We start from the raw sequence: 12,625 nt of genomic DNA, 5'->3' as shown, positions 1-12,625 counted from the left end.
TAAACCCACCTTTGTTGTCTACACTTATTATTGCTATTTTTTGATAAAAATTTACGTCTCTGCCTGTAATGTGTAGAATGCGGTAACGCTTGTTGCTTTAGTAGTAAAATAAATTTATGTGGACCATTCCAAATCAAATCACCATGTTTCGGATAGTATTAATACCTGTTTTTTTAGTGGTATTTTATTTACCAGTCTCATGGAATCATTTCGGCGCATTTGCCGTATTCTGGCTTGCTGCTATTAGTGATGCCCTTGATGGCTATCTAGCACGTAAATTAAACCAATCTTCAGCATTTGGCGCCTTTATCGACCCAGTAGCTGATAAATTAATGGTTGTTGCTGCTTTAGTGCTACTTATTCAAGATTATCAACTGTGGTGGATTTCAATTTCAGCAATATTAATGATTGCTCGTGAAATTTTTATTAGTGCCTTGCGTGAATTTATGTCTTCACGCGGTAAACGCGATGAAATTGCTGTTTCTCAAATGGGAAAATATAAAACAGCTGCGCAAATGCTAGGTATTATGGGATTAATTTGGCAACCTGATTATGATATTCCGCTAATTCTGTTTAATTTTCCACATGAAATATTAATGTTTATCGCTTACAGCTTTTATGCAATAGCCACAGTGCTTACTTTTTGGTCAATGCTGGCCTATTTCAAAGTAGCTTGGCCAGAGTTAGCGAAACAAAATAGCTAGAAAATGATATATTTAGTTAAAAAAACGTCAAATTAGCCGCTTTTTGAGCAGTCAAAACAAAATTGAAATTAAACTGTTGACTCCAAATAATTTCAATGTAGAATGCGTCCCAAGTTGACAGGGAGTCAGCAGATGAAGCGGCTGTAGCTCAGCTGGTAGAGCATCACGTTGCCAACGTGAATGTCACGAGTTCGAGTCTCGTTAGCCGCTCCAAGTTTGATTTATAATGATTTTTTTAAATCGTTATCTTTTCAAAGGATTCGGCGGGTTGGCAGAATGGCTATGCAGCGGATTGCAAATCCGTGGACCTCGGTTCGACTCCGGGACCCGCCTCCATTACTTATTTATAAGTGTTGGATGTATGAAGGACTTAGTTTAAATACTAAGAAGTAGGGAACCAATCACTACTATAAAAAATAATTATCCGATGCCCGGGTGGTGGAATTGGTAGACACAAGGGATTTAAAATCCCTCGCTCATAGAGTGTGACGGTTCAAGTCCGTCTCCGGGTACCACTTTGTTTTTAACAGAGTAAAGTGGGTAGTTAAGATGGTGTATGTTGGCGCATGCAGATAAAATTTAAACCTTGTTTGTAATAGCAAGTTATGAAGCGGCTGTAGCTCAGCTGGTAGAGCATCACGTTGCCAACGTGAATGTCACGAGTTCGAGTCTCGTTAGCCGCTCCAAATTTTATTAAAGAAAAGAAAACCTTAAGTAATGATATATTACTTAATCTACGAAGCGGCTGTAGCTCAGCTGGTAGAGCATCACGTTGCCAACGTGAATGTCACGAGTTCGAGTCTCGTTAGCCGCTCCAATATTTAGCGTTTAGTTAGATAAGCTAGATAGTAAAAATCTCTTAGTAATTAAGAGTTAGTAGGGAGCCAATCTCTACTTTAAAAAGAATTATCCGATGCCCGGGTGGTGGAATTGGTAGACACAAGGGATTTAAAATCCCTCGCTCATAGAGTGTGACGGTTCAAGTCCGTCTCCGGGTACCACCTTTTTTTATTCTGTATATCCCCTGTTAATCAATAAGTTACACCATAAATCACTCGGTTTTATCTTCATTGAAAATAATCAATTATTCGTCCTTATTTTAGCTTTTTATCAACTTTATACGCGTCGAAACACTACTACATTTAATATATAAAACTTAATTTTTCGCACATAACCCTAGCAATCTCCTGTCGCGATACTGTCCATCTAATCTTACAATTCAGTTTCCTGTCTATACGCAGACACTTTTTATTAAAAAACTGCTATTCATTTCATTATTAAAACAATCTACTCGTAGCGTTAAGTACCATTCTCTATGGTCTATATCCGGTTTAAATACACTGAACTATGTCCGAAAGTAAATAAACTCTGAGCATATATTAAATTATTGGATCCATTAAATAATCGCGGAGATTTTAATAATGCCAGTACTTAACGAAACTCGATTCAAGTTTACAAATTCAAAACTAAAAGCTTTACCTGCTAATGACATTGATTCTAGATCAACTGATCAAGAATATACTGATACTGAAGTATCAAACCTTAAGCTATTAGTCGGTAAGACAGGAAGCAAAAGGTATTTAGTTCGCTATCAGATAAAATCTAAAAAACGCTCATTAACAATCGGTAAATTTCCAGATATCAATGTTAACGATGCCCGTAGCATAGCTAGAAAACACTTAACGCAAGTTGCATCAGGTGTTGACCCTAAGCAAGAGCGTGAAAATCAAAAGTTAATGCCAACGTTAAATGATTACTTCAATGACAGTTACTTACCCTACATCAAGCAAAATAAACGGTCATGGAAGCATGATCTCCAAAGATACACAGATTACGTCAGTAAAAGATTCGGTAATAAGTATTACGATGAAGTATCAGCTTTAGATATACAGAGGCTACAAATGGATATGTTATCAGGGGAAGGCTTTACCAAAATATTTGCTAAGGCTACGTGTAACAGAACATTGGCCTTGCTTAAAACAATGGGACAGCAAGCGATTTCTTGGGGAATTATTGAGGTTAATCAAGCTAATAAAATTAAACTACTAAAAGAAGATAACACCAGAACACGTTATTTCACTATTGGTGAAATGCAGAAAATAATTAAGCAAGCGCTTAAGTATCCTAATATATTTTCAGGTCGGTTTATAGCTTTACTGCTTTACACAGGCGTTCGTAAAATGGAGTTACTGACAGCTCAGTGGAAGCATTTAGATAAAGTTAAACGAAAACTCTATGTTCCTATGACAAAATCAGGAAAAAGCCGTGAAATCTATCTTAGCGATGAAATGATGAAGCTAATCTGTGAATTACCTAAACGTGAAAGTAACCCGTATATATTTTCGAGTTTGATCACGGGTAAACACATATCTGAACCTCGATGGGCTTACGACGTAATTCTTAAGAAAGCGGGGATAAATCGTAAAGAAGTTTGTTTTCATACTTGTCGCCACAGTGTAGCGACGGCTTTAATTTCGAGTGGGCGTGATTTGTATGATGTGATGATCCAATTGGGTCACGCTAATATAGCTAGTTCGCAAAGGTATTCTAAGGTAACTGAGCAACGTCAAAGATCGGTAGGGCAAACGGTTAGCGATTTAATTTCAATTTAATTTAGCTAAAAGTTCAAAGTAGACGTTAAAATCACGTATATGGACAGGAAATACTTGATTAGTTAAGCCATTAAAATTACTACTTTCATTACACCAGTGTTTTAACGGTGTAATGAAAGTAGTAATTTTTTTATTAAAGTAAATAGCGAGGGATAAAGCATCCCACGAAGAAGGTTCGTCCACTAATCTTAAGTATTTTTTAATAAAATTTTAGGTCGATGCTAAATAGATCACTTTATGGCATAAGGGAATGTTTGGTAGATAAATTTCATCCTAAAATCAATAATATTATACATTATGTGTACTCGAAAACATTACTATAAAAATATAGTTTTATTTTCTTTGTTTGTCGCATAACCTATTATTTTTAAAGACTAATTAACTTGATTTACCTTTAGGGGTACAGTAATATTTGCGTAAGTGAGATCACTGTGTTTTTTAATTCAGGGCTGTAAAGTTGATTGATTTTTCTTTTTTGATAGTTGAATAAAAACATGATGGTTACAATCATATATAAAAATATGGACTAGGTTAATAGCCAACTTGTTCATTAAAATAGGGAAATGTTAATGATTAATAGTAAATACCCCAATGGATCCGAATGGCGGAAATGGGATCTCCATATACATACTCCAGCTTCATTCCATTGGAATGGTCAAAGGTTCAACAGCGACCCTCGCGCTCCTGAAAATGCCTCCTTGGTTGATGAAATGATCAATGCACTTAACTCGGCTGAGCCAGCAGTATTTGCAATTATGGATTATTGGACTTTTGACGGTTGGTTCGCTTTAAAGCATCGCTTATCTCAAGCAGATGCTCCAAAATTGGAAAAAACCGTTTTTCCTGGGATAGAACTACGTCTGATGTCCCCTTTGAAAGGTAGATTAAACGCACATGTTCTCTTCTCCGATCAAATTGATGACCAAGAACTTATAGATTTTAAATCTAATTTGAAGTTGGAGTTTGCCGGAGAGGATGTTAGAAACTTATCTGATCAAGCTCTTATTGAGTATGCTCGTTTTGTCCCTAGCGAAAAATTAAAACACCATTCCTTTGATCGTGGTCGAGTGATGGAGGACCGCGAGTTTGCTCTACAAGCTGGTTCTAAAATGGCTGAATTGAACTGCGAGAGTTATAAGCAAGCTATAACTAAAGTAAAAAATGAACAAGCCATAGGGTTTATGCCTTTTGATACTAGTGATGGATTAGCTGGGATAGAACGTAATGAGCATTATGCATATGTTTTAGGGTTATTCAAAACCTCGCCTATATTTGAGACTAGAAACCTTAGCCTTTGGGAAGCTTTTTCTGGTATTAAAACTACACAGAATGAAGCTTGGATCGGTGATTTTCAACTTGCTTTAAATAACATACCAAGACTTGCCGTTTCAGGAAGTGACGCCCACAGGTTTATTGGTGAACAAGGAAATAATGATCGCCGTGGTTATGGTGATTATCCATCAGGTAAAGCTACATGGATAAAAGCTAACCCAACGTTTCAAGGGTTACAACAGGCGATAAAAGAACCTGCAAAGCGCTCTTTTATCGGAATAATACCCCCTAAAATACAATTAGTTAAAGAAAATAGAAGCATATTTATAGATAAACTTGAAGTAATAAAAGAGCCGGAATCGACATTCAGTGAACATTGGCTAGACAATACAAAGTTAACTTTAAATCATGATTTAGTTGCTATTATTGGTAATAAAGGAAGCGGTAAAAGTGCTTTAGCAGATATTACTGCATTGTTAGGAAACTCAAAGCAAAGTCATCACTTTTCATTTTTAAAGGAAAACCGTTTTAGAGGTAAAACGGGAGCGCCAGCTAAACACTTTATCGCAAAAGCAATATGGGTAGATGGACAAGTTTTAGAAAAAAACCTGAATGAAAATCCAGCAACTGAAAATGTTGAGTATGTGAAGTATATACCACAAGGGCATTTCGAAGAGTTATGTAATGCTCATGTCTCTGGTAAGTCAGATTCTTTTGAGCAAGAGTTAAGATCTGTTATTTTCTCTCATGCAGATGATGCCACTAGGTTAGGTGCACATAATTTTGACCAACTTATTGAACAGCAAGAAAGCTCATTGAGAAGTTACTTTGACAGCTTAAGAAGCGCATTACATAAGCTTAACCGTCAGATATCATCTATTGAAGGTCAAATGTCGGATGAAACTCGCAAATCAATCGAAGAGAAATTAAATCAAAAAAATAGGCTGATTCAAGAGCATACAAGAATTAAGCCCGAAGAAATTCCTGAGCCTACTAGCGAATTATCTACCGAACAACAGGTAGCATCTGCTGAACTAACCCAGATTGCTTTGGAAATTGAGTCCATTGTGAGTCAACAGGAAGCTAATAAAGCTGAAATGACTCAACTTGCTTTAAAGAAAAAGGCTTGTTTGAATATTCAAGAAGGAATCGATGTTGTCAAAAGGGCTATTACTCAGTTTAGAACAGAGTATTCACCCGATGCTATTATTCTGGGAATGGGAGTTGATACTTTAATTTCGCTAGAAACAAAAGATGAACAGTTAATAGTAAACCTTCAATTTATTCAAACTCGAAACAGTGAGATTACAGCTAATAATCAACAGCTTGATGTAGATATAGCTTCTCGGTTGGATAAAAGAGGGCCATTGAATGCAAAATTAAATGGACCACAACAGGATTATCAACAATATTTAGAGCTATTAAAAGTTTGGGTAGAAAAAGAAAGTGAAATACTAGGTTCAAAAGATTTACCGGATACATTCGAGGGGTTAAAGCACCGATTAGAGCAGTTAGATGAATTGCCAGTAAAAAGAATAACATTACAAGCTCAGCGTATGAGCATCACCGAACAAATTTTTGATAGATTAGACGAACAACGTATTAGTAGAGAATCTTTATTTAACCCAGTTCAACAATTGATTCAAAATAACGCACTGATACGTGATGAGTACAAGCTTCAATTTAAGGCTGAAATAAAAAGTACCCCCGAGCTTGTCTACAGTAAGTTGTTCGCGCTGGTAAAACAAACAACCGGTGAATTTAGAGGAGATAGTGAAAGTTTAGCAGTGCTAAAAGATATGATGGATAGACACGATATAAGTAATAAGTTGTCTCTTAGGGAATTTGTTCAAGAATTGCATGACAAGCTTGAAACAGTTTCAAAATTACCAGGTGTAGAGTCATTATTGAAGAAAGACCGAACTACTAACGAAGTTTATGATTTCATATTTGGATTAGAGTACCTAGATCCTAGATACACTTTGATGTTCCAAGATGCACAAATAGGGCAGCTTTCACCAGGGCAGAGAGGGGCTTTACTTCTTATTTTCTATCTACTAGTTGATAAAGGCAATAAGCCAATTATTCTAGATCAACCAGAAGAGAATTTGGATAATGAAACGATTGTTAGTCTATTAGTTCCTGTCTTGACAGAAGCAAAAAAGAAGAGACAAATAATTATGGTTACCCATAACCCAAATTTGGCAGTAGTTTGTGATGCCGAACAAATAATTCACTGTGAATTTATTCGGTCTGACAGTCATAATATTAATTATATTTCAGGAGCAATTGAATGCAGCGTTATAAATAACAAAGTAGTCGACGTTTTAGAAGGAACTATGCCTGCTTTTGATAATCGTAAAATAAAATATATGTAATTAATAAAATAAAGATGAAGTAGCAAAAGCTACTTCATCTAGTTAATTTATTTATTGATCACCTTTTTTAATAATCGTCTTACAACCTCGCTGATAGATTGGTCATTATTACTGGCATAATCTTTAAGAAACCTAGCTTCGCTAGGGTTCAAGTAGAACGTTAATCTTACCTTCCTATTATCAGATTTAGTTCTACCACCTATCGAATGTTCAATTTCTTTTAATGTCTGTATTTTCATAAAAAACCACCATAAGCAATAATCGCGTCATAAACTTGTTCATGAATTCGGCGCGATTTGTTTAGTTGATATTCACCCAAGTCATTGGGGATAAGTCTAAGCCATTGTTCTCCGTCTTTTGCTACTCGTTCAAATAAAGTTGTTTTACGAATTGAATAAATAGGTGGATGATTCAATACTTCAATTAAATAATCATGCACTTTGTCATGCTTCTTTTTATCAGTAAAATTATTAATAATAATGACAATTGGTAAGCCACTTGGCTCAAGCAACTTATAAGTTTCAATTGTTGCTTGTACACTACGCTCATCCATTAAAGTAGGGATCACACAAACATCACAAAATCTAACCGCATGAGATACTTTAGGGTCGATATTAGTGCTCATAGCACCGAAATCAAAAACAACATTCTTTAAGTGTTGAAATTCGAAGGGTATACGTTTAGTTGAGTGAGGTATTTGATAAACCTCTGTTTTATTAGGTACTACTATGTCATTGGTTACATAAACAGAATTAATGTAAGTGGCAAGGTTAGCAGCTAATGAGCTTTTACCCACACCGCCTTTAAGTGAACAGAATAATATTTTCATAAATTTTTCCTAAGTAGATTTTTATAATTACTTGTTAAGAAAAAGTGGGGATAAATTAGGGGTTTTCAGGGGGCATAATTTAAGATTAAAGCAAAAAAAATCAGTTATGTTTATTAAGTTAAACTGATTTTAATTAAATGGGCTAGAAAGCATTAATCATTCACTTCATCAACGATAAAGCCAACCACACCACCGATAATTGAACCGACAATTGCACCCTGTGGACCAAAGCGTGCGCCGATCATAACACCAGTCAAAGCTCCATTAAGGGCTGAATTAGAAGGTTTAGGCATAACTTCTACATGTGACTTATTATTTGTGTTTGAACTAGTCTTTTTTGATTTCAACGGTATTAACTCCTGCTATAAATATTAAGTAATACAAGAAGTTACTTCGTCTTTTTATCAGCAGGAGAAATACTTGAAGTTATTGGCGTTAATTGCTCTATAAAAGCAGCGCGTTCATCTAAATCATCACTAACAGTATGTAAGAATAAATTCTTCTCAGAAGGCTTAATAAATCCTATATCATCAGAGCGTAAAATCGCAGCAGTAAAGGAAATATTGTTACTGGAGCCTCCAGAAATAATTTCCTTGAATAATGATGACTTAAAAGGCTTTAAATCTTTATTTTTATTTAAAAGTTCAACAATGTCAGAAACCAATATCCATTTTTTGCTGAAAAGGCCAGCACTCGAATTAGTGGTTAATCTTAAATAGATTTCTTTACTTTCACTATGCTGAGCTATTTCAAAACCTATTTTTCCACTAGATTTTGTTGATAGTTTAGCGGCAGTGCCTGTTTTTAATGTTAAATATTGAACATCAGCTTTATCTTCAATTACTGATAACTCAGGTTTTGAACTAGTGTTTATTTGCTTTATCGCTTTTGCTTTTATTGTACTCATAAGAATTTTCTCTCAAGGTTGGTTATAAATTGTGGGTTAATATAATGAAGTAATGTCTGTGCATCAGCCCGAAGTGCTAACGGTATATCAGCATTACAAATGATTTGTAGTAGTTGCTCACAGTTCATGATTGAGCCGGTGTTTGGTTAATAAACTCAATATCGATATCAAGTGGGCGGATCACATATAAACCATTACCGTCAGCACTATGGATAGTGAGCGATAGGGCATACTCATCAGGTAATGCTTCAACAAACTCAGGGTTATTAATAGCATCATCAACTTGTTGGCATAACGCAGGGCTTAATAACGTAGATAACATATCTACATCATTACTTTTAGTTAGTATTAACAATTGTGTTTGACCACTTTGCCAATAAAACTGTGCCTCTGCTTGAGTATCGAAAGGTTCAATGAATAATTCAATAGCACGTTTAGCTATAGCTTTAGGTAGTTGTAACTGATTAATGTCAGGAAAATAATTGATTAATTGCATGTCTTAATTCCTAAAACCTTAAAGGCTATCCAAATAAATGGATAGCCTTTAAGGTTTTGATATATCGAGGGGTTAAAGTTCGTTCTTCATATTTTTTATATATGGTTGAAAACAACTTTATTTCAGTAGTGATAAGTTATTAAAACAGCCATTTATTCGGTTTTAGCTAAATCTTGAAGTACATTCTTTAATGCCTCAACCGTAAAGAATGGCGCTAGAGGTAACTCAGGGAATTTAGTTTTTACAAGTTTTACCGCTTCCATCACACTATGGGTATAAGGCAAACAATACTCAAAAAACTTACCCTTTTTAGCATTTGAAAAACTACTAATGCCACTGGAATAACCGCTATCTATCAACCATTCGCTGATTGATTTATCTGTTCCTGCCTTAGTTAAGCCAAACTTTCCTTGCTTATAGGCTCTAATAAATAACTTAATGAAAAGGTCACCACAACTTTCAGAAGCTAACCTTCTCAAACCTGTATTTTTCTTAGCAAGCTGTAACTGATAATAATCATCAAATTCATGAAATTTTTCAATGGTAGTTAAACAGTTGCTTTGTCGCCATTGATCGAAGATACCTCTAGCTATAAGACCTTGGTCGACCGTATTCCAAGTCTCAGTATCAAATGTTAAACAGTCACCGTATGGCGTATTTACCATTCTTGGATTAAAAGGTCTACGCTTGAAATCAAACTCCATGTTCAACGTTATTTCGCGTTTATAAGCAATCAAATCACTTTCTGTTAGCCATTGCTGCCTAGTAGAAATTAGATGCGTGTTGGTGATTTTCTGTTGTGCTGTCCGGTTTAGATAAGTCTCTGCCATAAACTTATGTGGCTTTGATAAATGCTCTTTAGGCAAGCTGATACTACCTTTAGCTAATACTTGGCTCTTGGTCTCAGACCACTCAGGATGAGGCTCAGTAGTAAAGTGGAGTCGCGTCTTACCACAGATTAACTGGTTTGATTTACTTTTGACTTCTAACATATGCGCACCAGGATCAACTCTGTGGACCAATGCTTGAAAACGTTGGCATAACTCGCCCGATGTATCAACTTCATGTAGTTGGATATTATTAGGATCTTTTATCTCGATGGTTGATAAAAAACCGTCAGTAATAGCATTTATCAATTTTACGTCATCAGGTAAGCTGTTAAGTAACTCTCCCACTACAGCCCTAATTAGCCCTGTAATATGACTTGCGAAGAAAGGGTTAGTGATATCACTAGGTGGAATTTTCTTACTTTCACCAGAAGAGGTATTAAAGCCTGTAGCACCTGATAATCCTTGCCCTGTTTTGCCGTAGATACTGTTCATGATCAGTTTATACATTTCATTTTCAGTCGACTTTTTAGGGAATTGTTGGCGCTTAGCTCGAAGGTCTTTGATAACAGGTTCAAAAAAGCGTTTGTCATTTTTCCAAGGAAGGACACAACCCGTTAATATTTTAACGCTGGCACCTAAACGTAAAGCTAAATCTATCTCAGCAGCAGTGACATAATCGGTACCTTTTCGCGTAAAATATAAACCGTTAGTGCCAGCTCTAAAAGCAATTGTCGGATACCGAACGCTTTCCGGAAACTCAACCTCAGCATAAGCAAAACCTAAAACATGTCCTTTGAAGTCATCAGTGTTTGTAGTGTGTTTGGCGTTGTCATAATCAGGCTCACATAAGTCTAAAAGCCCCATTGAATAGGCACCAGTTAAATCAAGGTCTGTAGCCACTTCATTTTCAGTAGCTCCTATTGCATAGGCGACATTGTGGGCACCTTTAAAAGAATGAGTTGCTAGCTTATAAAATGTATCAACGACAGGGTCGATAAGCACTTCGTCACGCGTTTGTACTCTTTTATTTTTATGATTGAAATAAGAAGATTTATGATGAGATAAACCAAAAACACTTTGAAAATGTTTTTCATCATCAAAGCTTTGTTTAACCAGTTTTACACCAAGGCTTCCTAGTGTTGAAGGGAGGGTATCTTGATTAAATTCTTGCTTGATGGTTTTCATCATATGCAAGCCAAAGCGAAGCGAAATTTGTGCATCACGTAAAGCGTATGCTTCAAATATCTCAGGCTTATCATCCTTTAGCTTAAGCATATTATCAATGCTATGACCTAGAGGTAACTCAAGCTTGTCGAAACCAATCAGCTTAGCAATATTTTCTAACGAGCCGCTAGCAAGTGGTGATAGCAATAAAGTATCAATAAATTTCACTTGGGCTAGACGAGGCTTTCTGTTTTTATCTTTAAGTATTAAAGCACTACGTTTAACTCGTTGGTTAGATCCAATAAACATAATATCGGTATCTTGACCAATGTTTGCTTCCTTAACGATACTTTTAGGTAAACCTAAGCTTGCTACTGTGTTACGCAAACCTTCAACGCTGTGTTTATTATCTGTATTCCAAAAGTCACTGAAATTAACGATATCAGCACGCATGAAATGGCAAAAAACAACGATTTTTTTAGGCCATACGGTTATCATCTTATCGTCTTTTGCTTGGTGAACAATATGACCTAAGAATTTATCAAGTGATAAGCGCTGCGAACGTCTTGGACCTTCAGTATCGATAATGTATAAACGCTCTCGCGGCTCTCCATCTTTATCCTTGGTATACACTGCGGCTGTGTAGCAAAGAATGTGGTTGGAATCTCTATCTCGGATCCGTTGCCATTCACTATCAATACCGATATATAAGATGCCACCTTCTGCTGATACAACATCATCTAACGAACCGTCAGCGTCGTTAATTTCTTGCGTTGTAAGACGAAGAACATCTAAGTCTGAAATATAAGATTCATCAAAAGCTTCCTGCTGATGAAATTTAGGGCTTACTACTAATTTTGTCATAGTTATTTACTCATTTTATTTTATACGAAAATTTTCAGGGTTAAACGAAAAAAGCCCTAGCGGTGGCGGCTAGGGCATTTCATTATTTAGGGTACTTATTCATCTGTATCTTTAAGCAGTTCATCCCAATTTGGCTGGTAAAATCTACCTGCATCACACGCATCAACAATTTTCTCTATCTCTTCGCGGATGATAAAACGCTTTACTTCATCTGGTTCAATAATGTTACTTAGCATCGATGAATTATTGTCTTTAATCATTACTCCTTTAGAAGTAAGCGTACCAACGCCAATCATAGAATCCCTAGCAAAATCGCCGTTAGGAAAGAATATTTTCTTAGCCATGTTTTCACCTTAATAAAAGTTATGAGCTTTATGCTCGGCTGCAACGTGTAAGCACATTACATTTAAATAAAACCTAATGATTAGGTCAGTTATTAAGAGCTTTGTTGCTCTTATCTCTATAGTGTGAAATTTAGTGAAAATTTATATTTGCTAAGAAATACAAATGATAAATAAGTAGGTGTATTTTTGTTAAGTTACTGATTTTAATTAAAAATAAAAATAAAA

10 protein-coding genes and 6 tRNA genes are annotated in these 12,625 nt (G+C 35.7%); 9 read left to right on the top strand and 7 right to left on the bottom strand.

What is annotated here, in order from left to right; genetic code table 11:
• Window positions 1-116 precede the first annotated feature (116 nt).
• The 9 genes from pgsA (at window position 117) to H4J62_RS12245 (ending at window position 6,966) form a co-directional block, all read left to right on the top strand.
• The gene (gene pgsA, locus H4J62_RS12285) at window positions 117-704 is read left to right on the top strand and encodes a CDP-diacylglycerol--glycerol-3-phosphate 3-phosphatidyltransferase (protein WP_070373704.1); all 588 of its coding nucleotides are present in this window, start codon (window positions 117-119) and stop codon (window positions 702-704) included.
• Window positions 705-841: 137 nt separating this feature from the next.
• Window positions 842-917 (top strand) — tRNA-Gly (locus H4J62_RS12280).
• A 49-nt stretch (window positions 918-966) separates the two neighbouring features.
• A tRNA-Cys gene (locus H4J62_RS12275) sits at window positions 967-1,040 on the top strand.
• Window positions 1,041-1,133: 93 nt separating this feature from the next.
• Window positions 1,134-1,219: transfer RNA gene (locus H4J62_RS12270), tRNA-Leu, on the top strand.
• A gap of 95 nt (window positions 1,220-1,314) precedes the next feature.
• Window positions 1,315-1,390 (top strand) — tRNA-Gly (locus tag H4J62_RS12265).
• Between the two features lie 55 nt (window positions 1,391-1,445).
• Window positions 1,446-1,521 (top strand) — tRNA-Gly (locus tag H4J62_RS12260).
• A gap of 98 nt (window positions 1,522-1,619) precedes the next feature.
• Window positions 1,620-1,705: transfer RNA gene (locus H4J62_RS12255), tRNA-Leu, on the top strand.
• 420 nt (window positions 1,706-2,125) lie between these two features.
• On the top strand, window positions 2,126-3,316 hold the full coding sequence (locus tag H4J62_RS12250) for a site-specific integrase (RefSeq protein WP_182218297.1): 1,191 nt from the start codon (window positions 2,126-2,128) through the stop codon (window positions 3,314-3,316).
• 569 nt (window positions 3,317-3,885) lie between these two features.
• Window positions 3,886-6,966 (top strand): TrlF family AAA-like ATPase, encoded by a 3,081-nt coding sequence (locus tag H4J62_RS12245; RefSeq protein ID WP_182230912.1) that lies wholly within the window; start codon window positions 3,886-3,888, stop codon window positions 6,964-6,966.
• A 47-nt stretch (window positions 6,967-7,013) separates the two neighbouring features.
• Here H4J62_RS12245 and H4J62_RS12240 read toward each other — a convergent pair whose 3' ends face one another.
• The 7 genes from H4J62_RS12240 to H4J62_RS12210 all read right to left on the bottom strand — a co-directional run bounded on the left by H4J62_RS12240 (window position 7,014) and on the right by H4J62_RS12210 (window position 12,400).
• The gene (locus tag H4J62_RS12240) at window positions 7,014-7,205 is read right to left on the bottom strand and encodes a hypothetical protein (RefSeq protein WP_182230911.1); all 192 of its coding nucleotides are present in this window, start codon (window positions 7,203-7,205) and stop codon (window positions 7,014-7,016) included.
• The gene (locus tag H4J62_RS12235; RefSeq protein ID WP_182218781.1) at window positions 7,202-7,795 is read right to left on the bottom strand and encodes a hypothetical protein; all 594 of its coding nucleotides are present in this window, start codon (window positions 7,793-7,795) and stop codon (window positions 7,202-7,204) included. The genes H4J62_RS12240 and H4J62_RS12235 overlap by 4 nt, the downstream gene beginning before the upstream one ends.
• 152 nt (window positions 7,796-7,947) lie before the next feature.
• Entirely contained in the window at window positions 7,948-8,088 is a 141-nt protein-coding gene (locus H4J62_RS12230) for a glycine zipper domain-containing protein (RefSeq protein ID WP_182230910.1), read from the bottom strand.
• 95 nt (window positions 8,089-8,183) lie between these two features.
• On the bottom strand, window positions 8,184-8,702 hold the full coding sequence (locus H4J62_RS12225) for a hypothetical protein (RefSeq protein ID WP_182230909.1): 519 nt from the start codon (window positions 8,700-8,702) through the stop codon (window positions 8,184-8,186).
• Between the two features lie 124 nt (window positions 8,703-8,826).
• A complete protein-coding gene (locus tag H4J62_RS12220; protein ID WP_182218680.1) occupies window positions 8,827-9,198 on the bottom strand; it encodes a hypothetical protein in 372 nt (123 codons plus the stop codon).
• Window positions 9,199-9,350: 152 nt separating this feature from the next.
• A complete protein-coding gene (locus H4J62_RS12215; RefSeq protein ID WP_182218682.1) occupies window positions 9,351-12,056 on the bottom strand; it encodes a DNA polymerase in 2,706 nt (901 codons plus the stop codon).
• Window positions 12,057-12,151: 95 nt separating this feature from the next.
• Window positions 12,152-12,400, bottom strand: a complete 249-nt coding sequence (locus H4J62_RS12210) for a hypothetical protein (RefSeq protein ID WP_182218683.1) — start codon at window positions 12,398-12,400, stop codon at window positions 12,152-12,154.
• Window positions 12,401-12,625 lie beyond the last annotated feature (225 nt).

It is taken from the genome of Colwellia sp. BRX8-5, assembly GCF_014077325.1.
Lineage (GTDB): Bacteria > Pseudomonadota > Gammaproteobacteria > Enterobacterales > Alteromonadaceae > Colwellia_A.
Note: the sequence above shows the minus strand (reverse complement) of the source record. Positions and strands in the feature narration are given on the sequence as shown.

Excerpts from the sequence above, each read along its gene's own strand:
- H4J62_RS12240 (WP_182230911.1), bottom strand. The coding sequence starts at position 7,205 with ATGAAAATACAGACATTAAAAGAAATTGAACATTCGATAGGTGGTAGA.
- H4J62_RS12220 (WP_182218680.1), bottom strand. The coding sequence starts at position 9,198 with ATGCAATTAATCAATTATTTTCCTGACATTAATCAGTTACAACTACCT.
- H4J62_RS12250 (WP_182218297.1), top strand. The coding sequence starts at position 2,126 with ATGCCAGTACTTAACGAAACTCGATTCAAGTTTACAAATTCAAAACTA.
- pgsA (WP_070373704.1), top strand. The coding sequence starts at position 117 with ATGTGGACCATTCCAAATCAAATCACCATGTTTCGGATAGTATTAATA.
- H4J62_RS12235 (WP_182218781.1), bottom strand. The coding sequence starts at position 7,795 with ATGAAAATATTATTCTGTTCACTTAAAGGCGGTGTGGGTAAAAGCTCA.
- H4J62_RS12210 (WP_182218683.1), bottom strand. The coding sequence starts at position 12,400 with ATGGCTAAGAAAATATTCTTTCCTAACGGCGATTTTGCTAGGGATTCT.
- H4J62_RS12230 (WP_182230910.1), bottom strand. The coding sequence starts at position 8,088 with ATGCCTAAACCTTCTAATTCAGCCCTTAATGGAGCTTTGACTGGTGTT.
- H4J62_RS12245 (WP_182230912.1), top strand. The coding sequence starts at position 3,886 with ATGATTAATAGTAAATACCCCAATGGATCCGAATGGCGGAAATGGGAT.
- H4J62_RS12225 (WP_182230909.1), bottom strand. The coding sequence starts at position 8,702 with ATGAGTACAATAAAAGCAAAAGCGATAAAGCAAATAAACACTAGTTCA.
- H4J62_RS12215 (WP_182218682.1), bottom strand. The coding sequence starts at position 12,056 with ATGACAAAATTAGTAGTAAGCCCTAAATTTCATCAGCAGGAAGCTTTT.